This is a genomic window from Azoarcus indigens (genome assembly GCF_004361735.1).
GTDB classification, from domain to species: domain Bacteria; phylum Pseudomonadota; class Gammaproteobacteria; order Burkholderiales; family Rhodocyclaceae; genus Azoarcus; species Azoarcus indigens.
Genome location: NZ_SNVV01000009.1, coordinates 16,618 through 38,744, shown reverse-complemented (window position 1 = coordinate 38,744; position 22,127 = coordinate 16,618). Strand labels below are relative to the sequence as shown.

22 protein-coding genes and 1 tRNA gene are annotated in these 22,127 nt (G+C 62.6%); 21 read left to right on the top strand and 2 right to left on the bottom strand.

Annotation, left to right across the window (positions count from 1 at the left end; all coding sequences use genetic code 11):
- From recR to C7389_RS11535, 6 genes are all read left to right on the top strand, one after another.
- Window positions 1–594 carry a recombination mediator RecR gene (recR, locus tag C7389_RS11560; RefSeq protein ID WP_133591527.1) on the top strand — a complete coding sequence of 198 codons (594 nt, stop codon included), beginning with the start codon at window positions 1–3 and terminating at the stop codon, window positions 592–594.
- A gap of 186 nt (window positions 595–780) precedes the next feature.
- The gene (gene petA, locus C7389_RS11555; RefSeq protein WP_133591525.1) at window positions 781–1,374 is read left to right on the top strand and encodes a ubiquinol-cytochrome c reductase iron-sulfur subunit; all 594 of its coding nucleotides are present in this window, start codon (window positions 781–783) and stop codon (window positions 1,372–1,374) included.
- A gap of 3 nt (window positions 1,375–1,377) precedes the next feature.
- Window positions 1,378–2,646 (top strand): cytochrome b, encoded by a 1,269-nt coding sequence (locus tag C7389_RS11550; protein ID WP_133591523.1) that lies wholly within the window; start codon window positions 1,378–1,380, stop codon window positions 2,644–2,646.
- Entirely contained in the window at window positions 2,643–3,395 is a 753-nt protein-coding gene (locus C7389_RS11545; RefSeq protein WP_133591521.1) for a cytochrome c1, read from the top strand. The genes C7389_RS11550 and C7389_RS11545 overlap by 4 nt, the downstream gene beginning before the upstream one ends.
- 109 nt (window positions 3,396–3,504) lie before the next feature.
- Window positions 3,505–4,101, top strand: a complete 597-nt coding sequence (locus tag C7389_RS11540) for a glutathione S-transferase N-terminal domain-containing protein (protein ID WP_133591519.1) — start codon at window positions 3,505–3,507, stop codon at window positions 4,099–4,101.
- A gap of 65 nt (window positions 4,102–4,166) precedes the next feature.
- The gene (locus C7389_RS11535) at window positions 4,167–4,613 is read left to right on the top strand and encodes a ClpXP protease specificity-enhancing factor (RefSeq protein WP_133591516.1); all 447 of its coding nucleotides are present in this window, start codon (window positions 4,167–4,169) and stop codon (window positions 4,611–4,613) included.
- Window positions 4,614–4,625: 12 nt separating this feature from the next.
- Here the strand turns inward: C7389_RS11535 and C7389_RS11530 are convergent, their stop codons facing one another.
- On the bottom strand, window positions 4,626–5,807 hold the full coding sequence (locus C7389_RS11530) for a glycosyltransferase (RefSeq protein WP_133591514.1): 1,182 nt from the start codon (window positions 5,805–5,807) through the stop codon (window positions 4,626–4,628).
- 136 nt (window positions 5,808–5,943) lie between these two features.
- Here C7389_RS11530 and C7389_RS11525 point away from each other — a divergent pair, with 136 nt between their 5' ends.
- Entirely contained in the window at window positions 5,944–6,441 is a 498-nt protein-coding gene (locus C7389_RS11525) for a hemerythrin domain-containing protein (protein ID WP_246034720.1), read from the top strand.
- 19 nt (window positions 6,442–6,460) lie between these two features.
- On the opposite strand, the gene C7389_RS11520 is transcribed toward C7389_RS11525, so the two are convergent.
- Complete coding sequence (locus C7389_RS11520; protein ID WP_133591512.1) at window positions 6,461–7,720, bottom strand: D-amino acid dehydrogenase; 1,260 nt, start codon at window positions 7,718–7,720, stop codon at window positions 6,461–6,463.
- A gap of 209 nt (window positions 7,721–7,929) precedes the next feature.
- Between C7389_RS11520 and C7389_RS11515 the strand changes: the two genes are divergently transcribed.
- From C7389_RS11515 to grxD, 14 genes are all read left to right on the top strand, one after another.
- The gene (locus C7389_RS11515) at window positions 7,930–8,931 is read left to right on the top strand and encodes a class 1 fructose-bisphosphatase (protein WP_133591510.1); all 1,002 of its coding nucleotides are present in this window, start codon (window positions 7,930–7,932) and stop codon (window positions 8,929–8,931) included.
- Window positions 8,932–8,937: 6 nt separating this feature from the next.
- A complete protein-coding gene (locus C7389_RS11510; protein ID WP_133591508.1) occupies window positions 8,938–10,689 on the top strand; it encodes an autotransporter assembly complex protein TamA in 1,752 nt (583 codons plus the stop codon).
- A gap of 68 nt (window positions 10,690–10,757) precedes the next feature.
- Window positions 10,758–11,348: a chemotaxis protein CheD gene (locus C7389_RS11505; RefSeq protein ID WP_133591506.1), complete on the top strand. Its 591-nt coding sequence runs from the start codon at window positions 10,758–10,760 to the stop codon at window positions 11,346–11,348.
- A gap of 167 nt (window positions 11,349–11,515) precedes the next feature.
- Window positions 11,516–11,806 (top strand): co-chaperone GroES, encoded by a 291-nt coding sequence (groES, locus tag C7389_RS11500; RefSeq protein ID WP_110528817.1) that lies wholly within the window; start codon window positions 11,516–11,518, stop codon window positions 11,804–11,806.
- 49 nt (window positions 11,807–11,855) lie between these two features.
- Complete coding sequence (gene groL, locus C7389_RS11495) at window positions 11,856–13,499, top strand: chaperonin GroEL (protein ID WP_133591504.1); 1,644 nt, start codon at window positions 11,856–11,858, stop codon at window positions 13,497–13,499.
- A gap of 274 nt (window positions 13,500–13,773) precedes the next feature.
- Window positions 13,774–14,460 (top strand): response regulator transcription factor, encoded by a 687-nt coding sequence (locus C7389_RS11490; protein ID WP_133591502.1) that lies wholly within the window; start codon window positions 13,774–13,776, stop codon window positions 14,458–14,460.
- The gene (locus C7389_RS11485; protein ID WP_133591500.1) at window positions 14,435–15,922 is read left to right on the top strand and encodes a sensor histidine kinase; all 1,488 of its coding nucleotides are present in this window, start codon (window positions 14,435–14,437) and stop codon (window positions 15,920–15,922) included. Before C7389_RS11490 ends, C7389_RS11485 begins: the two co-directional genes overlap by 26 nt.
- A gap of 185 nt (window positions 15,923–16,107) precedes the next feature.
- Window positions 16,108–16,416 (top strand): DUF485 domain-containing protein, encoded by a 309-nt coding sequence (locus C7389_RS11480; protein WP_133591498.1) that lies wholly within the window; start codon window positions 16,108–16,110, stop codon window positions 16,414–16,416.
- Complete coding sequence (locus tag C7389_RS11475) at window positions 16,413–18,128, top strand: cation acetate symporter (protein WP_133591496.1); 1,716 nt, start codon at window positions 16,413–16,415, stop codon at window positions 18,126–18,128. The genes C7389_RS11480 and C7389_RS11475 overlap by 4 nt, the downstream gene beginning before the upstream one ends.
- 72 nt (window positions 18,129–18,200) lie before the next feature.
- A tRNA-Phe gene (locus C7389_RS11470) sits at window positions 18,201–18,276 on the top strand.
- Window positions 18,277–18,416: 140 nt separating this feature from the next.
- Window positions 18,417–19,670, top strand: a complete 1,254-nt coding sequence (hemA, locus tag C7389_RS11465) for a glutamyl-tRNA reductase (protein WP_133591494.1) — start codon at window positions 18,417–18,419, stop codon at window positions 19,668–19,670.
- A gap of 61 nt (window positions 19,671–19,731) precedes the next feature.
- Complete coding sequence (gene prfA, locus C7389_RS11460) at window positions 19,732–20,811, top strand: peptide chain release factor 1 (protein ID WP_133591492.1); 1,080 nt, start codon at window positions 19,732–19,734, stop codon at window positions 20,809–20,811.
- Between the two features lie 72 nt (window positions 20,812–20,883).
- The gene (prmC, locus tag C7389_RS11455) at window positions 20,884–21,660 is read left to right on the top strand and encodes a peptide chain release factor N(5)-glutamine methyltransferase (protein WP_133591490.1); all 777 of its coding nucleotides are present in this window, start codon (window positions 20,884–20,886) and stop codon (window positions 21,658–21,660) included.
- A 92-nt stretch (window positions 21,661–21,752) separates the two neighbouring features.
- Entirely contained in the window at window positions 21,753–22,085 is a 333-nt protein-coding gene (grxD, locus tag C7389_RS11450) for a Grx4 family monothiol glutaredoxin (protein ID WP_133591488.1), read from the top strand.
- Window positions 22,086–22,127 lie beyond the last annotated feature (42 nt).

The following is a 22,127-nucleotide window of genomic DNA, read 5'->3' as shown; positions in this document are numbered from 1 at the left end:
ATGCAGCCTTCCAGCCTCGACGAGTTGATTGAAGCCTTGCGCTGTCTGCCGGGCGTCGGCCCCAAATCGGCGCAGCGTATGGCCTATCACCTGCTGCAGCGTGATCAGCGCGGGGCCGCAAGGCTCGCCGGGGCGCTAGGGCATGCGCTGGACGTATTGCAGCATTGCGAGCGCTGCAACACCTTCAGCGAAACCGAGGTCTGTCAGCGTTGCGCCAACCCCCGGCGCGATCCAGCGCTGCTCTGCATCGTCGAGATGCCGGCCGATCTGGCCATGATCGAGCAGACGCAGTCCTACAACGGTCTCTACTACGTGCTAATGGGGCGCCTTTCCCCGCTGGACGGGATCGGGCCGCGCGAGCTCAAGCTGGACAAGCTGATCGCGCGTGCGGCCGACGGCGTCGTCCAGGAAGTCATCCTGGCTACCAACTTCACCAATGAAGGCGAGGCCACAGCCCATACGGTCGCCTCGCTGCTCGCTCCCCGTGGCCTGCGCATCAGCCGCCTCTCACGCGGCGTGCCGGTTGGCGGTGAGCTGGAGCATACCGATACCGGTACCATCGCCCAGGCTTTGGTGGAGCGTCGAACGGTGTAACGGCTCGATTGTGCATCGCATAAAAATCGGGCCTGAATTTCCGCATTTTTTCTGAGGCTATCGGGGTGAAAGCCTTGTGGCGCTTGGTTGACGCTGGTTTCGTCTTTCCTCAGGCGAAGTGAATCCGCTATAATCAAAAGGTTTTTTGCATTCGGGTCTTTCGTTTTCCTTTCTGGGAAGAGGGTCATGAGCGTTGATCATAAAATGGACAGTAGTCGCCGGCAGTTGCTGGTGGCGACGTCCGCCGCGGGAGGAGTCGCCGCGGTAGCAACGGCGGTGCCGTTCGTTGCCAGCCTCACGCCGTCCGAGCGTGCCAAGGCTGCCGGGGCGCCTGTCGAGGTGGATGTGGGTAAGCTCGCACCGGGCGAGATGATGACGGTGGAGTGGCGCGGCAAGCCGGTGTGGATTCTTCGCCGCACGCCGGAAATGCTGGCTTCCCTCGACAAGACGGCTGGGCTGGTGAGCGATCCGGAGTCGGAAAAGCCCCAGCAGCCTGAGTACGCCAAGAACAAGTTCCGCTCGATCAAGCCTGAATACCTCGTTACCGTCGGTATCTGTACGCACCTCGGCTGCTCGCCCTCGGAGAAGTTCAAGGCAGGGGCCGAAAGCGGAATGGGTCCGGATTGGGTGGGTGGCTTCCTGTGCCCCTGCCATGGGTCGCAGTTCGACCTCGCCGGCCGTGTGTACAAGAGCATGCCGGCCCCGGACAACCTCGAGGTGCCGCCGCACAAGTACCTCGCGGACACCACCATCATCGTCGGTGAAGACGGAAAGGCCTAAGCGATGACGACCAAATCACAGGCTTTGCTGAACTGGATCGACGAGCGCTTCCCGCTCACGTCCAACTGGAAGGCGCACCTCTCCGAGTACTACGCGCCCAAGAACTTCAACTTCTGGTACTTCTTCGGTTCGCTGGCGCTGCTGGTGCTGGTGATCCAGATCGTCACCGGCATTTTCCTGGTGATGCACTACAAGCCGGATGCTTCGCTGAACGCGGCCGGCGTGCCTGTGGCCTTCGCCAGCGTCGAGTACATCATGCGCGACGTGCCAGGCGGGTGGCTGATCCGCTATATGCACTCCACTGGCGCTTCGGCCTTCTTCATCGTGGTCTATCTCCACATGTTCCGCGGCCTGCTCTACGGTTCCTACCGCAAACCGCGCGAGTTGATCTGGATCTTCGGTACCCTGATCTTCCTGGTGCTGATGGCCGAAGCCTTCATGGGCTATCTGCTGCCTTGGGGCCAGATGTCCTTCTGGGGCGCGCAGGTGATCGTGAACCTGTTCTCCGCCATTCCGCTGGTCGGTCCGGATCTGTCTCTGGTGATCCGCGGCGACTACGTGGTGTCGGATGCGACGCTGAACCGCTTCTTCTCCTTCCACGTCATTGCGGTGCCGCTGGTGCTGATCGGCCTAGTGGTGGCGCACATCCTCGCGCTGCACGAAGTGGGATCGAACAACCCGGATGGCGTCGAAATCAAGAAGAAGAAGGATGAGAATGGCATTCCGCTGGACGGTATTCCCTTCCATCCGTACTACTCGGTGAAGGACATCGTCGGCGTCGTCGGCTTCCTGTTTTTCTTCAGCGCGGTAGTGTTCTTCGCGCCGGAGGGTGGCGGCTACTTCCTCGAGTTCAACAACTTCATTCCGGCCGACCCGCTGAAGACCCCGCCGCACATTGCGCCGGTGTGGTACTTCACGCCCTTCTATTCGATCCTGCGCGCGGTAACTTATCCGCTGTTCGGGCTCGATGCGAAGTTCTGGGGCGTGGTTGCAATGGGCGCTTCGGTGGTCATCATCGCCTTCCTGCCCTGGCTGGACCGTAGCCCGGTGAAGTCCATCCGCTACAAGGGCCCGATCTTCAAGGGCGCTGTCGCGATCTTCCTCGTCTGCTTCTTCATCCTCGGTTACCTGGGTGTGCTGCCGCCGACCGCTGGCCGTACCCTGGTGTCGCAGATCTGCTCGGTGCTCTACTTCGCCTTCTTCCTGCTGATGCCGTGGTACAGCAAGCTCGACAAGTGCAAACCCGAACCGGAAAGGGTGACTTTCAAATGAACTCGCGTGTAATCAAGCTAATCAAGCGCGCTGCTGCCGTCCTGCTGCTCGCTCCTGCGCTGGCGTTCGCTGCCGGCGCGGAGTTGCACCTGGACAAGGCGCCGGTGAGCAAGGATCCGGCCGCTCTGCAACACGGCGCCAAGCTGTTCGTCAATTACTGTCTGAACTGCCACGGTGCTTCCTACGTGCGCTACAACCGGCTGCAGGACATTGGCCTGTCGGAGCAGATGATCCGCGACAACCTGATGTTTACCGGTGACAAGGTCGGCGATCTGATGAAGATCTCGATGCATCGGGAAGATGGCAAAGCCTGGTTCGGTGCGGCGCCTCCGGATCTGTCGCTGATCGCTCGTTCCCGCGCTTCCGAGTTCGGCAGCGGCGCAGACTGGCTCTATACCTATTTGCGTCAGTTCTACCGCGATCCGGCCCGTCCGACTGGCTGGAACAATGTGGTGTTCGAGAACGTGGGCATGCCTCATGCGCTGTGGGAGCTTCAGGGTGAGCAAGTAGCGAAGATCGCTGAAGGCGAGCATGGCAAGAAGGTCGAACTGAGCTTGGCCAAGCCGGGCAAGCTGTCGCCGGAGGAATTCGACAAGTCAGTGGCTGATCTCGTATCCTTCCTGGTCTGGATGGGCGAGCCGGTCGCGGAAAAGCGCAAAGCCATCGGTGGTGTTGTGCTGATCTTCCTCGCTGGCCTCTTCGTGCTGTCCTACGCTTTGAAGAAGAACTACTGGAAGGACGTTCATTGAACGAACAGGTGAGCGGCCACATCAAGGCCTAGCACCGCTTTCCTCCCCAGACGCACCACGTGCTTTGTCGCGTGGTGCGCTTTTGCTTTTGTATCGGGAGTCGTAACACATGATGAACCTGTATTCCGGCACGACCGATCCCTTCAGTCACCGTTGCCGGATCGTGCTCTACGAGAAGGGCATGGATTTCGAAGTGATCGATGTCGATCTCTACAACAAACCTGAAGACATCGCCGTCATCAACCCCTACAACCGGGTGCCGGTACTGGTGGACCGTGATCTCGTTCTTTACGAGTCCAACATCATCAACGAGTACATCGACGAGCGCTTCCCGCATCCGCAGCTGATGCCGCCTGACCCGATCATGCGAGCGCGCGCCCGCCAGCTGCTGCATACCTTCGAGCACGAGCTGTTCTCCCATATTGAAGCGCTGGAAGCCAACCAGAAGGGTGTAGACAAGAACCGCGCTCACGTGCGCGACCACCTGACCCAGCTCGCGCCCATCTTCACCAAGCAGAAGTTCATGCTGGGCGAAGAGTTTTCGATGCTGGATGTGGCCATCGCGCCGCTGCTGTGGCGCCTGGAACACTATGGCATCGAACTGCCGAAGGCGGCTGCGCCGCTGGCGAAGTATGCCGAGCGTATCTTCAGCCGGCAGGGCTTCATCGATGCCCTGACGCCGTCCGAGAAGGTGATGCGTCGCTGACACGGCGCTCCGGCCGTCCGGTAGGGCTGAACTTGAGGCCCGCCGGCGCCGGCTACAGGATTCCCATGACGACCGTATCGACCAAGCCCTATTTGATTCGTGCCATTTATGAATGGTGCGTGGACCAGGGGTTCACCCCCTACATCGCCGCCATGGTCGATGAGCAGACGCGCGTTCCGCCGGGTTATGCGCGCGACGGCCAGATCGTGCTGAATGTGGGTGCCGACGCGACCCATCAGCTTGTCATGGACAACGAGTCCATCTCATTCCAGGCGCGCTTCAACGGTGTTGCGCACTCACTGCTGGTGCCCGTCGGCAACGTGGTGGCGATCTACGCTCGCGAGAATGGCCAAGGCATGGCCTTCGAGGTGGAAAAGACGGAGATTTCCGCCCCTGCCGGCGTCGATGAGGAATTGGGAGAGGCTTTGTCGGAAGGCGAGGGTGGCGATGATCGCGGCGGTAACGACGACAAGCCACCACCACGTGGCGGTCATCTCAAGATCGTGAAGTAGGCATTCCGCCATTCAAGCGGGGCGCAGACTGCGTGCAGGAAAGTGGTCGGAGACGGCGTCGGCGTAGATGCATTCCAGTCGGGCCGCCATTTCTTCCGCTCTCCACTTCAGTGCGGTTTCCCGCGCCTCTTCTCCCAGTTGCTGCAAGGCGGGGCCATCGGCGAGAAGCTGGTTGATAAGCTCCGCAAACCGGCCGGCATGGGGTGGGGCGATCCGACATCCGCGTTCGCCGCTTAGTATGTCTCGTGCGCCCATGTCCGCGAGAGCGACAACCGGGGTACCCAGCGCCATCGCTTCCAGCAGCACGAGCCCCTGGGTTTCGGTGCGTGAAGCGAAGACGAAGAGATCCGCAGCCCGGTAGCAATCGTGAAGCTCACTTCCTCTGTCCAGGTACCCCAGGAAACGCACATGGGTATTCAGACCCCTGCGCTCCGTTTCCGCCTGCAGGCCGGAGAGTGCCGGCCCTTCGCCGGTAACGAGCAGCAGGACGCGGGGATTGCTGCGGCGCAGGTGATCCACCATCTCCAGCAGGAAACCGATGTTCTTCTCGTGGGCGACTCGGCCGACGTAGAGCAGCAACTGCCTGTCCTTGCCTATGCCGTAGCGGTTGCGGAAGTAGCAGCCATCGCCGCCGTGGAATTGTTCGTCCGGGATGCCGGTGGGCAGGACCTGGAGCGGGCGATTGACGCCATAGTTGGTCAAGGCGTCCGCCATGGCACGGGAGGGAACGATGACTCTGTCCATCGCATTGCACTGGCTGCGGGAAAAGCGGCGGGCGAACGCGCGCAGCCAGGGCTTGGGTAGGATCGGGATGTAATGGAACAGATATTCCTCGAAGAAGGTGTGATAGGTCGCGAGGCAGGGCAGGTTGAGCTTGCGAGCGATTTCCAGGCCGGCGTAGTGGGCGACGAAAGGTGTGTGGATGTGCACTGCATCGAAGCCTCGCGTCTGGAGGTCCGCATGGCGCAGGCGTATGGCGCCGCTGCGCATCATCCTGTCCTCCGGGTCTAGAGGAATGTAGCGGGAAGGAATGCGCAGCAGTTCCATGTCGTCACGCTCGGCGCCGGGATAGGCGGGGGCGATGAGGGTGGAACGTACGCCGCGCTCGGAAAGGGCACGGCGGAAGGTCTCGATCGAGGTGCTGACCCCGTTGATGCGGGGAAAGTACACGTCGGAGATCATGAGGATGTTCATGGGCGGCCATGGCTGGGCAATGCCGCCAATCTAGGGGATGGGGGTGACGGTTTCGTTTCACTCCGGTCCAGGGGAATTGATCAGGATCAGGGTTGCCGGGTGGCCGGTCGGCTATAAGCGCGGAACCCTCTTCCGGATGTTCATGGAGACAGAAATGCCAGTGATGCAATGGAGCGAGCAACTCGAGCTTGGTCTGGGCAGGATGGACGATACCCACCGCGAGTTCGTCGAGTACTACAACGCGCTGGCTTCGGCGTCGCCGGAGACCTTCCTGCAAAGGCTCGACGCTTTCATTGAGCACACGATTGCCCATTTCGACCAGGAGAACCGGTGGATGGAGCAAGTGGGTTTTCCTGGCTGCCATCGTGCCGAGCACGACCGCGTGCTGGCGGTGATGCATGAGGTAAGGGCGCGGGTGGAGAAGGGGGACAAGGTGCTGGGGATGCGCCTGGTCGAGGAGTTGCCCCCCTGGTTCGAGAACCACGCCGGTGGAATGGACGCCGCGCTGGCCTTCCATCTGCAGAGCATTGGCTTCGATGTGGAGAAGGAAGGCGGTGGGATCGAGCCTGGAGGTTGTGGGCCGGCCTCTTGCACCTGCGGCGGTGCTGCTTCCAAGGAGAGTGCGGCCGTTTGAGCCGTGTTCGGGGAAACCGTCAGGCGCCTGGGCGGAAGGGAAAGTCGGGGGCGGGGCGTCTGCCCTGCATCAATTCTGTAAGGGCAGCGGCCGAGCCGCAGGATAGCGTCCACCCCAGCGTGCCGTGCCCAGTGTTGTACCAGAGGTTCTTTCCCCAACCCTTGCCGATGAGCGGGATGTTGCCCGGAGTAGCCGGTCGCAGACCGGCCCAGAGTTGAGCCTGAGCCGGGTCTATGGCACCCGGCAGCCTGTCGTTTACCCAATCCAGGATGGCGCGGCCGCGCTCCGGCCTCACGTTGGCATCGAAGCCGTTGAGTTCAGCCGTGCCGGCGATGCGCAGGCGGTCGCCGAGGCGGGAGCAGACGATGCGGCGGGATTCGTCGGTCAGGCTGACTTGGGGTGCAAGAGCCGTTTCCACGATGGGTGCGGTGACGGAGTAGCCTTTCACCGGATAGATGGGTAGCCGCTGCCCCAATGGCGCCACGATGGCCGGGCTGAAACTGCCGAGGCAGAGCACATAGGCCTCCGCCGAGAGGGTGCCGGTGCGGCCGGCGGAGTCCCTCACTTCAATTCCGCTTATCTGTTCGCCGCTGCGGTCCAGCCGTTCTATCGTCGTGCCGTAGTGGAAGCGGACGCCCACGCTGCGCAAGTGCCCCGCCAGTGCCTGGGTGAAACGGAAGGCATCCCCGGATTCGTCATCCTGTGCGTAGATGCCGCCAGCTAGCCGGCCCGCCAAGCGCTGCAGCGCGGGCTCCACAGCGAAACATTCATCCGCGGTGCATGCCCGCGCAGCAATGCCCAAGTGATTCAGTTCAACAGCACGGACTGGGGCGTGGCGGAACTCCGCTGCCGAGAAAAAGAGATGCAGGATGCCGCGCTGCAATTGGTCGTAAGTAATACCCGTCTCTGCCCGCAATGCCCGTAGATGGCTGGCGCTGTAGATGGCCAGGGAGGCGATGGCGCGGGTGTTGCGACGGCTGCGCCAGGGCAGGCACTCGTGCAGGAAGGAGAGTGCCCAGCGCCATTGCGCCATGCGCGCCCGCGGGCGGAACAGCAGTGGTGCGTCCTCGCGGCCCAGCCAGCGCAGGGCGAGCAGGGGCGCTGAGGGGTTGGCCCAGGGTTCGGGGTGGCTTACAGAAATCTGGCCGCCATTGGCGAAGCTGGTTTCAAGCCCGGCTTCCGGTTGGCGGTCAACGATGCTGACTTCGAAGCCCGCCTTGTGCAGAAACCAGGCGGTGGTGACGCCGGTGACACCGGCGCCGAGGACCATCACATGCATAGAAAGGATGTCTTGTCCGCAGGAACTCCGGTACGAGTACTAGCGGGAAGTAGTAGTTCCACCGGAGATGGGATGATAAGCGCTGGGTCGAGTTTGGTGGAAACGATGTTGGCGCGGTCCTGATACCGGCTGTTTCGAGTGGTGCGCCTGGGCGCAGGAAGCGGGATAATCCGCCGATCCGCCATCCAATCACTCCAGGGAGCTGTTTCATGCGTCGAGTCACCCTCACCCAGTTTTTGATCGAGCAGCAGCGCGCCGGCCGCATTACCGCCGACCTTCGCTTGCTGATCGAGGTCGTGGCCCGCGCGGTGAAGGCCATCAGCGTGAATGTCTCCAAGGGGGCGCTGGCCGGCATCCTCGGCGAGGCTGGAACTGACAATGTGCAGGGCGAGGCGCAGAAGAAGCTGGATGTGATCGCCAACGAAATCCTGTTGCAGGCGAATGAATGGGGTGGGCATCTGGCGGCGATGGCTTCGGAGGAAGTGGAGGAGGTGCATCACATCCCCTTCGACTACCCCAAGGGCGGCTACCTGCTGCTGTTCGATCCGCTTGATGGCTCCTCCAATATCGATGTGAACGTTTCCGTCGGTACCATCTTTTCGGTGCTGCGCCATGACAAGGAAGCCGGCGAGGCTACCGAGCAGAGTTTCCTGCAGCCCGGAACCAGCCAGGCTGCGGCGGGATATGCGCTTTATGGTCCCTCCACCCTGCTGGTGCTGACCGTGGGCAGTGGTGTGCATGGCTTCACGCTGGATCGGGAGATGGGCAGTTTCGTCTACACCACGCCTTTCATGACCGTGCCGGAAGAAACGCAGGAGTACGCGATCAACGCGTCCAACCAGCGCTTCTGGGAGCCGCCGGTGCAGCGCTACGTCGAAGAGTTGCAGCAGGGCAAGACCGGTCCGCGCGGCAAGGACTTCAACATGCGCTGGGTAGCGTCCATGGTGGCGGATGTGCATCGCATCCTTACCCGCGGCGGCATCTTCATGTATCCAATGGACGAAAAGTGCCGTGACAAGGGCGGCAAGCTGCGCCTGATGTACGAGGCGAACCCGATGGCGATGCTGATAGAGCAGGCCGGCGGTGCCGCCACCACCGGCCGCAAGCGCATCATGGCGTTGCAGCCCGAGAGGCTGCACCAGCGCGTGCCGGTCATCCTGGGCTCGAAGCAGGAAGTCGAACGCGTCACCGCCTATCACCAGGAAGGCTGACGCGGTTTGCGAGGGCCCGCCTTCCTGCACGGCGCGCGCACCGGCCTCCTGGCGCTGCTGTGTAGCACGGCGCTTGTGTGCGGCGAGGCTGCGGCCTTCGAGGTCGTGCTGGAGGCGCCGGACGAGTTGCGTGCCCTGCTGCAGCAACATGTGCGTCTCCTCAAGCAGGAGGAGAAAGTACTGCCGGCTGCGGGGCCCGACCGCAGGGCCTTGATTCGTCGCACGCGCCGGGAAGTCAGCGACCTGCTGGCGACCGAAGGCTACTTTTCGCCGGAAATCGACATCGACCAGCAGGATCGCGAGCGCTGGCGCCTGCGTGTAGCGCCGGGGCCGCGAACGACGGTGCGCAACGTCACCCTGTCCTTCGAGGGCGAACTCGCCGACGGGGCTCCAGAGCGTACAGCGCGGGTCGCAGAACTGCGCAAGGGCTGGCGCTTGCCGGCCGGCAAGCCTTTCCGCCAGGGCGACTGGGACGGCGCGAAGCAGGCGCTGATGGACGAGGTGGGCGCTCGCCGCTATGCGGCGGCGCGGGTGGTGCAGAGCCGGGCGAGGGTGGATGCCGAGGCTGCAACGGTGGATCTGAGCGTGACCGTCGACAGCGGCCCGCCGTTCTTCCTTGGCCCCCTCGAAGTCAGTGGCCTGCAGGCGCTACCGGGAGACTTCGTCGCCCGCTTCAGTGGCCTGGAGGTTGGCGCCGAGTATGACCGCAACGCGCTGCTGACCTTGCAGCGCACGCTGCAGAATGCGCCGCAGTTCGCCTCTGTGGTCGTCGACGTGGAGCGGGATGCCGCCAAGGCCGCCGCGGTGCCGGTGAATGTGCAGGTGGTTGAGGCGAGGTCGCGCAGGCTGGGGTTTGGCGTCGGCTTCTCCAGCAATACCGGCTACCGGGTCGAGACCACCTACCGGGACGTGAACCTCTGGCAGCGCGGCTGGGAGCTTTCCTCCGGCCTGCGTCTGGAACAGCGCCGGCAGTCTGCCTATGCTGACATCTTCCTGCCGCCGGAGCGGGGTCACCGCGACAGCATAGGCGCCTTGATCGACCGCAGCGACCTGGAAGGCCTGAAACTGGAGAACCGTGCCGTCGGCGTGGCGCGGACCACGGTGCGGGGTGACATCGAAACCAAGCTGGCCCTGCGGCTGCAGCATGAAATCCTGGAGCCGGACGGCGCCGAGAAGAGCACGCAGAACGCCCTGACGTTGAACTGGACCTGGGTCCAGCGCGCGGTGGATGACCTGCTCGATCCGCGTGCCGGCAACGTGCTGGAATTCCAGATCGGCGGTGGTTCCAGCATTGCGCTGGCCGAACAGGATTTCGTCCGCCTCTACAGCCGTTACGTCCATTACCGGCCAATGGGCGAAACCGATAGCCTAATCCTGCGGCTGGAAGGCGGCGCCACGTTGGCCAAGACGCGGGAGGGCATCCCACAGGATTTCCTCTTCCGCGCCGGCGGCGCGCAATCCGTGCGTGGCTATGCGTACCAGAGCCTAGGTGTGTCCGAGGGCGATGCGACCGTCGGTGGTCGTTACCTCGGCATTGCCAGCGCGGAGTATGTGCGCTGGTTCCGCCCGGCCTGGGGGGCAGCCTTCTTCGTGGATAGCGGCGACGCGGCGGATTCGCGCGAGTCTTTCCGTCTGCATACCGGTTACGGGGTGGGTGGGCGCTGGCGCAGCCCGGCCGGGCCGCTGGCGGTAGACCTGGCCTGGGGGCAGCAAGACCGTCGACTACGTCTCCATTTCGGTGTCGCCATCGCTTTCTGAAGGTGGGTTTGGACTATGCTGGCGGGGCATCGCCGATCGTCGTTGGCGTGCATTTTGGCCGTCTTTTCATGAGTACCGAATCCAATCTCACCGGCCGCGAACTGGAACGGCGCGCCCGCGTCATTCTGCCGGGAGGCTGGGCCGTGGATCAGCAACTGCCGATCGCCACGCTGCTGGGCTCCTGCGTGGCGGTGGCCTTCTATGATCCTCATCTGCGCCTGGCTGGTATGAACCACTTCATGCTGCCGCATTTCGATCGCGTGGCAGAGCGCGCAGAGGAAGATGCCCTGCTGGCAGGCGACTACGCGATGGAGGCTTTGCTCAACGGCATGCTGGCGCGCGGAGCCAAGAAGGCGCGCCTGTTCGCCAAGGCCTTCGGCGGCGGGGCGGTGGTCTCCTCGCTGGATCGCTCTCCCATCGGCGAGCGCAATGTCCAGTTTGCGCGCGAGTGGCTGGTGCGCGAGGGCATTCCGCTGCGTGCTTCGGATTTCCTCGGCCCCTGGTCGCGCAAGGTAGTGGTGGATCCCGCCAGTGGCGATGTGTTCTGTAGACGGGGCGGCGGCTCGCTGGCCGTCGCCCGTCGCATCGAGAGCGCCGAGCGCGCCTACGCCGAAGAACTGGCGCAACGCCGGCGCAAGAGCGACATCGAGCTTTTCTGATTTGCTGCGATTCAAAGCTGCGCTCTTGAAATCGCCCAAGTGCGTCCCTATTATTAGCACTCGTTGGCAGTGAGTGCTAACGCACCCCGGGGTGACTCCGGGGACCTTGAGAACATCCCAGCGGGTTTGGCCCGCGCAAGTTGAATCCGTAAGAAGGAGAAAACTCGATGAAGATTCGTCCCTTGCATGATCGCGTGATCGTCAAGCGTCTGGAAGCCGAGCGCAAGACCGCCAGCGGTATCGTGATCCCCGACTCCGCCGGCGAGAAGCCCGACCAGGGCGAAGTGCTGGCCGTCGGTAACGGCAAGATCCTGGACGATGGCAAGGTTCGCCCGATGGCCGTCAAGGCTGGCGACAAGGTACTGTTCGGCAAGTACGCCGGCCAGTCCGTCAAGGTCGATGGCGAAGAACTGCTCGTCATGCGCGAAGAAGACATCATGGGCGTGGTCGAGGCCTGAGCCTCCCTCCCATCCTCATCCGCAATCGAATTTCAAGGAGTTCTGAAGAATGGCTGCTAAAGAAGTCAAGTTTGGCGATTCCGCCCGCGAACGCATGGTTGCCGGCATCAACGTGCTGGCCAACGCGGTCAAGGTGACCCTGGGCCCGAAGGGCCGCAACGTGGTGCTGGAGCGCTCCTTCGGCGCCCCCACCGTGACCAAGGACGGCGTGTCCGTCGCCAAGGAAATCGAGCTGAAGGACAAGTTCGAGAACATGGGCGCCCAGATGGTCAAGGAAGTTGCTTCCAAGACTTCCGACATCGCCGGTGACGGCACCACCACCGCCACCGTGCTCGCCCAGTCCATCGTCCGCGAAGGCATGAAGTATGTGGCCGCCGGCATGAACCCGATGGACCTGAAGCGCGGTATCGACAAGGCTGTCATCGCCACCATCGACGAGCTGAAGAAGCTGTCCAAGCCCTGCTCGACCAACAAGGAAATCGCCCAGGTCGGCTCCATTTCCGCCAACTCCGACAGCGACATCGGCGACATCATCGCCAGCGCCATGGACAAGGTCGGCAAGGAAGGCGTCATCACCGTTGAAGACGGCAAGAGCCTGAGCAACGAACTGGATGTGGTCGAAGGCATGCAGTTCGACCGCGGCTACCTGTCGCCCTACTTCATCAACAACCCGGACAAGCAGGTTGCCATTCTGGAAAACCCGTTCGTCCTGCTGTTCGACAAGAAGATCTCCAACATCCGCGACCTGCTGCCGGTGCTGGAGCAAGTCGCCAAGGCCGGCCGTCCGCTGCTGATCATCGCCGAAGACGTGGACGGTGAAGCGCTGGCCACCCTGGTGGTGAACAACATCCGTGGCATCCTGAAGACCTGCGCCGTCAAGGCTCCGGGCTTCGGCGACCGTCGCAAGGCCATGCTGGAAGACATCGCCGTGCTGACCGGCGGCCAGGTGATCGCCGAAGAAGTCGGCCTGAACCTGGAAAAGGCCACCCTGGCCGAGCTGGGCCAGGCCAAGCGCATCGAAGTCGGCAAGGAAAACACCATCGTGATCGATGGCGCCGGCGACGCTTCCCGCATCGAAGCCCGCGTGAAGCAGATCCGCGTGCAGATCGAAGAAGCCACCTCCGACTACGACCGTGAAAAGCTGCAAGAGCGCGTGGCCAAGCTGGCTGGCGGTGTTGCGGTGATCAAGGTTGGCGCTGCCACCGAAGTCGAAATGAAGGAAAAGAAGGCTCGTGTGGAAGATGCGCTGCACGCCACCCGCGCTGCGGTGGAAGAAGGCATCGTCCCCGGTGGCGGTGTCGCGCTGCTGCGTGCCCGTGCCAACCTGGGCGGCCTGAAGGGCGACAACCACGATCAGGACGCCGGCATCAAGATCGTGCTGCGCGCCATGGAGCAGCCGCTGCGTGAAATCGTCGCCAACGCGGGTGACGAGCCTTCCGTCGTGGTGAATAAGGTTGTCGAAGGCAAGGGCAACTTCGGCTACAACGCCGCGACCGGCGAGTACGGCGACATGGTGGAGATGGGTGTGCTGGATCCGACCAAGGTCACCCGCACCGCGCTGCAGAACGCCGCTTCCGTGGCCGGCCTGATGTTGACCACCGACTGCATGGTTGGCGAACTGGCCGAAGACAAGCCCGCCATGCCCCCGATGGGCGGCATGGGCGGTATGGGTGGCATGGACATGGGTATGTAATACCCGTCCGGTCTCCCAGACCAGAAACGGCCCCGCCACGGCGGGGCCGTTTGCCGTTTACGGCGCATGGACGCGCACGCCGACGGAATGGAAGCGTGGGATAATCCCGTGATCTGCAGAGGGGAAAAAGCGGCAGGGAGCGTCCGTTGCGGAAGCCGGACACTCCCCGGAACCCGTCGGCGTAAGCCGTCGTGTTCCCGAAGACCGAGCAAAAGGAGAACAGCGGTTGCGACTCTAGGGCTGGCCGCTTACGTACAACTTACATCCACATCCTATGCGCATTCTGCTGGCTGAAGACGATGCGATGATTGCCGATGGCATTGGCCGTACATTACGGCGCAATGGCTATGCGGTGGACCATGTGGGCGACGGCGCGGATGCCGATGCCGCGCTGGCTTCGCAACCATATGACTTGCTGATACTGGATCTCGGCCTGCCCCGTTTGCCCGGCATTGAAGTGCTGAAGCGTTTGCGGGGGCGCAAGTCGGTGCTGCCGGTCCTGATCCTGACTGCCCAGGATGGGGTGGAAGACCGCGTGCGCGGGCTGGATGCCGGTGCGGACGACTATCTGACCAAACCCTTCGCACTGCCGGAACTGGAGGCCAGGGTGCGTGCCTTGACCCGGCGCGGCACCGGTCAGCCGCGTTGCATCGAGATCGGGCGGCTGAGCTATGACCAGGCGGACCGGGTGGTGAAGATCAATGGCCAGGTGGTGGACTTCTCCGCGCGGGAGGTCGGTTTGCTGGAGGTCTTCGCCCTGCGCGTCGGTCGTTTGGTAAGCAAGGATCAACTGGTGGATCACCTGTGTGGCTGGGGGGAGGAGGTGTCCAGCAACGCTATCGAGGTCTATGTCCATCGCTTGCGCAAGAAGCTGGAGGACAGCGGGCTTCGCATCGTCACCGTGCGCGGTCTTGGTTACTGCCTGGAAAACCCGGATGCGCCCCCGGCGACGAAGGGCTGAAAAGCCGGCGAGAACGCCGGGCGCGCGCTACCAGCCGAACTCCCTGTTCGGCGAGATCCTGGATTGGATGCTCGCGCCCCTGCTTTTCCTGTGGCCGATCTCCATCATCGTCACTCACAACGTCGCCGACAACATCGCCAACCAGCCGTATGACAGAGCCCTGGCCGACAGTGCCCGCTCGCTGGCGCGCCTGGTCACGATGGAGGGGGGCGCAGTCACCGTCCATTTCCCGGCTCCGCCGCGCGCACTTTTCCGCGCCGACCAGGACGACACCGTCTATTACCAGGTCGCCGACCGTGCCGGCGAGGTGATTACCGGGGATCGCGAGATTCCCTGGGTGCAGGCGCCGCCGCGGCCGCTGGCGGAAGAGGTGCTGTTCCGGGATGACGTCATCCATGGGGAGGAGGTGCGCATCGCCTATCTCTATCTGCGGCCGGAACTGGAGCCAGACAGCCCGCTGACCCTGGTGCAGGTGGCAGAGACGCGCAACAAGCGTTCTGATCTGGCATCGCGGGTGGTAACCGGTGTGCTGCTGCCTCAGTTCGCCATCATTCCGCTGGCGGTGGTGCTGGTATGGGTTGGCCTGAGCCGCGGTATCGCACCGCTGAATCGGCTGCAGAGCCTGATCCGACGTCGCCGCCCCACCGATCTGTCGCCGGTTCCGCCGGCCAGCGTACCCGAGGAGGTCCGGCCTCTGATCGTCGCCTTCAACGACATGATGGCGCGGCTGGAAGAGAACCTCCACGCCCAGCAGCGCTTCATCGCGGACGCGGCCCACCAGATGCGGACACCGCTGACCGGGCTGAAAATGCAGACGGACCTGGCATTGCGGGAAAGCGATCCAGAGCAGTTGCGCGAGTCCCTCGCCCGCATCGCCGAGAGTACCGACCGCGCCAGCCACTTGATCAGCCAGTTGCTGTCGCTTGCCCGGGCGGAAGCCAGTTTCGAGAAGCTCTACGCCGTGGAGCCGGTGGACCTGAATGCGGTGGTCCGGGAGGTGGCCCAGGATCTTTTCCCGAGGGCGCTGGAGAAGGGCATAGACCTCGGAGTCGAAGGGGCGGGGCGGCCCCTGCAGGTGGACGGCAACCTGGTGCTGCTGCGGGAGATGATCAAGAACCTGGTAGATAACGCCATCAAATACACCCCGCGGGGCGGCAGCGTCACCGCGCGGACCCGGTTGGCCGGAGCGCCCATCCTGGAGGTCGAGGACAGCGGCATCGGGATTCCGGAAGCGGACCGGGAGCGGGTGTTCGAGCGCTTTTACAGGGTGTTGGGCAGCGGGGCGGACGGTTCCGGTCTCGGCTTGCCCATCGTGCGCGAGATCGCCGACCTGCATCGCGCCTCAGTGACGCTCAACCCCAACCTGGCGGGGGGCGGCACCATGGCCAGGGTGGTTTTCCCGCGAGGCCAGCACCAACCTGCGCCGCCCGCCTTGCAGAGCACCTACTTTCCGCTGGGCTAAACCGCGCAACCAATAAATTAATTGATTGCGAAAATTTAATTAATCTTTTTGACAAGCGATCACCAATTTCGTCTTTTTTGCATTCGATCCCCTTCCGTAAGCAGGTCGTAAGGCTCTGGGAATATTTTGCTGGTGCGACCCCGGGGGCTTGTCCCGGCTGTCCATAGCAAAACAAGGAGGGAGACATGCAAGAGAACCTGGCAGCAAAGATTGCAGCCAACCCGAAGTACCAGCGGCTCGTCGGTACGCGCTCGCGCTACGGTTGGACGCTCACGGCCATCATGATGGTCGTTTACTACGGCTATATCGCCATCATCGCCTTCGACAAGGAACTGTTCGCGGAGCGCCTCGGTTCCGGGGTCATGACCTACGGCATCCCGGTGGGCTTGGGCGTGATCATCTTCACCGTGCTCATCACCGGCCTGTACGTGCGGCGTGCGAATTCCGAGTTCGACTCACTGACCCAGGAAATCGTCAAGGAGAGCGGCAAATGAGCGGTCGTAACCTGAAACTTGCTGGTGGCCTGGGGTTGATCGCGCTCTCGGCTGGTGCTTTCGCCGCCGGTGGTGACATTGGCGAAACGGTAAAGCAGGCGACGAACTGGACGGCTATCACCATGTTCTCCGTCTTCGTGCTTGCCACGCTGTGGATCACCAAGTGGGCGGCGGCCAAGACCAAGTCTGCGGCTGACTTCTACACCGCGGGCGGCGGCATCACCGGCTTCCAGAATGGCCTGGCAATTGCCGGTGACTACATGTCCGCGGCCTCCTTTCTGGGTATTTCCGCTGCGGTGATGGCCAGCGGCTACGATGGCCTGATCTACTCCATTGGCTTCCTGGTCGGCTGGCCGGTCATCACCTTCCTGATGGCCGAGCGCCTGCGCAACCTCGGCAAGTTCACCTTTGCCGACGTGGCGGCCTACCGTTTCAAGCAGACCCCGATCCGCGCCTTTGCGGCCTCAGGCACGCTGGTTGTGGTCGCCTTCTACCTGATCGCGCAGATGGTGGGTGCCGGTCAGTTGATCAAGCTGTTGTTCGGCTTGGAATACTGGATGGCGGTGGTCATCGTCGGCGTGTTGATGATGGTCTACGTGCTGTTCGGCGGTATGACTGCCACCACCTGGGTGCAGATCATCAAGGCTTGCCTGCTGCTCGGCGGGGCTTCCTTCATGGCCTTCATCGTCATGTGGAACTACGGCTTCTCTCCTGAACAACTTTTCGCCGCTTCGGTGAAGGTTAAGGCCGATGCCGCGCTGGCTGCCGGCAAGTCGCCGGAGGAGGCCGGGGTGATTGCCCAAGCGATAATGGGACCAGGGTCCTTCATCAAAGATCCGATCTCCGCCATCTCCTTCGGCATGGCGCTGATGTTCGGTACGGCGGGGCTGCCCCACATCCTGATGCGCTTCTTCACCGTGCCGGATGCCAAGGAAGCGCGTAAGTCTGTGTTCTGGGCGACCACCTGGATCGGCTACTTCTACATCCTGACTTTTATCATCGGCTTCGGCGCCATCGTGTTCGTCTCCACAAACCCGCAGTTCCTGGATGCCAACGGCCTGATCGGTGGCAACAACATGGCGGCGATCCACTTGGCGAACGCGGTGGGCGGCAACGTCTTCCTCGGCTTCATGTCCGCGGTGGCCTTCGCGACCATCCTGGCGGTGGTGGCTGGGCTGACGCTGTCGGGCGCATCTGCGGTATCGCATGACCTCTACGCCACGGTGTTCAAGAAGGGCAACGCGGATTCGGCTTCGGAACTGCGCGTGTCCCGCATGACCACCATCGCCCTGGGCATCGTCGCGGTTGTGCTCGGCATTGCCTTCGAGAAGCAGAACATCGCCTTCATGGTCTCGCTGGCCTTCGCTATCGCGGCATCTGCTAATTTCCCGGTGCTGTTCATGTCTGTGCTGTGGAAGGATTGCACCACCCGCGGCGCGTGCTGGGGCGGCTTCCTTGGTCTGATCACTGCGGTGGGCCTGACCATCGTGTCGCCCTCGGTGTGGGAGGCGACGCTGGGCAATCCGAAGGGCTCCGCGCTGTTCCCCTATACCTCGCCGGCGCTGTTCTCCATGGCGGTGGGTTTCGTGGGCATCTGGCTGTTTTCGATCATGGATCGCAGCGAACGTGCTGCCGAGGATCGTGCGGGCTACCTGGCTCAGAAAGTGCGTTCCGAGACTGGCATAGGTGCTGCTGCTGCGTCCAGCCATTAAGAAGAAAGTGGGGCGCGCGGGTGATGAAATGTTTGACTCCAGCCACCGATTCGCTATAATGCCCGCTCCTTAGGCCAGTTAGCTCAGTTGGTAGAGCAGCGGATTGAAAATCCGCGTGTCCGTGGTTCGATTCCGCGACTGGCCACCAGAACAGAAAGCGGACCGATGTAAAGTCGGTCCGCTTTTTCCGTTTACGCGGTCTGCCCGGAAGCTGCTGATTTTGCTCAAAACTTTGGGGGAAGGGCGCGGTGCTATAATTCCGCTCAATCCGCTTGCCCGTTTCAACGCATGCAACTTTATGCTCTCGGTCTGAATCACCATACCGCGCCGCTCGCAATCCGCGAACGCGTGGCGTTTCAGCCCGAGCTGCTGGATCAGGCGCTGCATGATCTCACCCGTAGCGATCTGGTGCGTGAGGCGGCGATTCTCTCTACTTGTAATCGAACGGAAGTTTACTTTGCCGCGGAGCAGGCGCAGCACGCGGCAGATTGGCTCGCTTCCTTCCACCGCTTGAATCTGGATGATGTCTCTCCCTATCTGTATGCCTATCCGCAGCGCGACGCGATCAGGCATATGTTCCGGGTGGCGAGCGGACTGGATTCGATGGTGCTGGGGGAACCGCAGATCCTTGGTCAGGTAAAGGAGGCGGCCCGCAGGGCGGAGGAGGCGGGAACGCTGGGCACCTTGATGCACAAGCTGTTCCAGAACACCTTTGCGGTTGCCAAGGAGGTGCGCTCCACGACCGCGATCGGCGCCAACATCGTTTCTATGGCTGCGGCTGCGGTGCACCTGACCGAGCGCATTTTCGAACGGGTCGCTGACCAGCATGTTCTGTTCATCGGCGCCGGCGAGATGATAGAGCTCTGTGCGGCGCATTTCGCCGGCGCAGGGCCGAGGTCGATCACCATCGCGAATCGCACCGAGGCCCGCGGCCATGCGCTGGCGGCGCGTTTCGGTGCGCACACCATGCGGCTGGATCTGGTGGGCGAGATGCTCTCCCGTTTTGACGTGGTGGTGTCCTGTACGGCCGCGCCTTTGCCCATCGTCGGGTTAGGCATGGTGGAGCGGGCTGTGAAGGCGCGTCGTCACCGCCCCATGGTGATGGTGGATCTGGCTGTGCCTCGTGACATTGAGCCCGAAGTCAGCGGCCTGGATGACGTGTTTCTCTACACCGTTGATGATCTGGCGCAAGTCGTCGACGCTGGCCTTGAATCTCGGCAGCAGGCGGTGCTGGAGGCGGAGCAGATCATCGACAGCCGGGTCGATGGATTCATCCACTGGATGCATGCCAGGGATGCGGTACCGACCATCCGTGCGCTGCGGCAGCATGCCGAAGCCCTGCGCCAGGCCGAGTTGGAGCGCGCTCTGCGTTTGCTAGCTCGCGGTGACGATCCCAGGCAGGTGCTGGAGAGTCTTTCCCATGGGCTTGCCAACAAGCTCATGCATGGCCCGACCCGCTATCTCAATCAGGTTGATGGCGAAGAGCAGTCTGAAGCCGGACTGCTGGTCCAACGCTTGTTCAATCTTTCCCGTCATCAATAGGCGGCAAGTCGGATCTCGCGGGCGCCGCACGGTGCCCGCGTTTTTTCATTATTGAGACGCCATGAAGCAGAGCATCCGAGACAAGCTCGAACACCTGAGTGCCCGCTTGCAGGAACTCGACCGGGCCCTGGCTTCCGAGGACGCTGCCAGAGATATGAACGCGTTCCGCGATCTGTCGCGTGAGCGAGCCGAAATAGAGCCTGCGGTCGAGCTTTACGCTGCTTATCGGCAGGCGGAGGCCGATGGCGAGACTGCCCGGGAGTTGCTCGGCGACCCGGAAATGCAAGAATTTGCCGGCGCGGAACTGCAGGCTGCACAGGCCCGTATCGGCGCCCTCGAGCATGATCTGCAACGGGCCTTACTGCCGCGGGATCCTAACGACGACCGCAATCTTTTCCTCGAGATCCGCGCGGGCACAGGTGGAGATGAGGCGGCCCTGTTCGCTGCAGATCTGCTGCGCATGTATACCCGCTATGCCGAGCGCCAGCGCTGGAAGGTGGAGATCGTTTCGGCCAGCGAGTCGGACCTCGGGGGCTACAAGGAAGTCATCGCCCGGCTGATGGGCGCCGGGGCTTATTCGCAGCTTAAGTTCGAATCGGGTGGCCACCGCGTGCAGCGCATTCCGGTCACCGAGACACAGGGCCGTATCCATACCTCGGCGTGTACCGTTGCGGTGATGCCGGAGGCCGATTCGGTGGCGGAGGTGGAGATAAATCCCGCCGACCTGCGTATCGACACTTTCCGGGCATCGGGCGCAGGCGGCCAGCACATCAACAAGACCGACTCCGCCGTTCGCATCACGCACCTGCCCACCGGCCTGGTCGTCGAGTGTCAGGATGACCGCTCCCAGCACCGAAACAAGGCACAGGCAATGGCCGTACTGGCCGCCCGTTTGCAGGACGCCGAATTGCGCGAGCGTCAGAGCGCCGAGGCGGCGACTCGTAAGAGCCTGATCGGCAGTGGTGATCGTTCTGAGCGTATCCGCACCTACAACTTTCCACAGGGGCGCGTCACCGATCACCGCATCAATCTCACCCTCTATAAGTTGGATGCGGTGATGGAAGGCGAACTGGACGAACTCATCGCAGCCCTCGTGCTCGAACACCAGGCCGAGTTGCTGGCGGCGCTAGGGGAGGAGTGAGTCGTGGCGGACGCAGGACTTCATCCAGATATAGCAGGGGCCCTTGCCTGGGCCCGTGAGCGGGCAGACCTGATGGATGCCCGCGTGCTGCTGCGCCATGTGCTGAAGTGTACCGCGGCGCGCCTGGCAGGTTGGCCGGAACAGCGCTTGTCGGCCAGGGAGTGGGAGGACTATCGCGCCTTGGTCGAGCGCCGGGTCGCCGGAGAGCCTGTCGCCTATCTGGTCGGCGAGCGTGAGTTCTTCGGTCGGAACTTCATGGTGACGCCTGCCGTACTGATTCCCCGTCCTGATACTGAACTGTTGGTGGAGCTGGCCTTGGCGCATTTCTCGGGGGAGCCGAGGCTGAGATTGCTGGATATGGGCACTGGCAGCGGTGCTCTGGCGGTGACGCTGGCGCTCGAACTGGAAGGGGCTGACGTTACCGCGCTGGATCGTTCTCGCGAGGCGCTGTGGGTGGCAATGGCCAACGCGGCCAAGTTGGGAGCCAGCGTCTCCTTCGTTCAGAGCGATTGGTTTTCGGGGCTGGGTGAGGAGCGTTTCCAACTGATTGTCGCGAATCCCCCTTATATTGCAGCTGCCGACCCACACCTGGAGGAGGGCGATCTACGCTTCGAGCCTCGTACCGCGCTGGCAGCAGGCCCTGCGGGATTGGACGATCTGGCAGAAATCATCGCCGGGACCCCGCATCACCTTGAGCCGGGCGGCTGGCTGTTCCTGGAACACGGTTACGACCAGGCGATGTCGGTACGTAGCTTGCTTGCCGATGCAGGGTTCGCCGCTATCACGTCATGGAAGGACCTCGGCGGGATAGAGCGGGTTTCCGGTGGTCGTTGGCTGGGCAGGGCTTGAAATTGCTTTCCTTGCCCCCAGATTGACGCTCAGGCGGGCGAGGCGTAGTCTTTTCCGACTGTTTCACTCAACTTTTTGCAGGGCGCAAGAGCATGGATATCCAGGATGTCATCCGCGAGCAGGTTTCTTCCAACCCGGTCGTTCTCTATATGAAGGGCGTGCCGCAGATGCCTCAGTGCGGCTTCTCTGCGACCGCGGTCCAGATACTGAAGGCCTGTGGCGTCAGTCAGGTTTTCGCAGTAAACGTACTGGCTGATGACGCCATCCGTCAGGGCATCAAGGAGTTCTCCAATTGGCCGACGATTCCGCAACTCTATATCGGCGGTGAGTTCGTGGGGGGCGCGGATATCCTGCGCGAGATGTACCAGAACGGCGAACTGCAGCAAATGCTGGCCGACGCCGGCGTCGTCACTGCCCAAAGCTGACCGCGCAGCGCTGGTGGCCGCGGCCCCCGGCGCTCTTTTCAT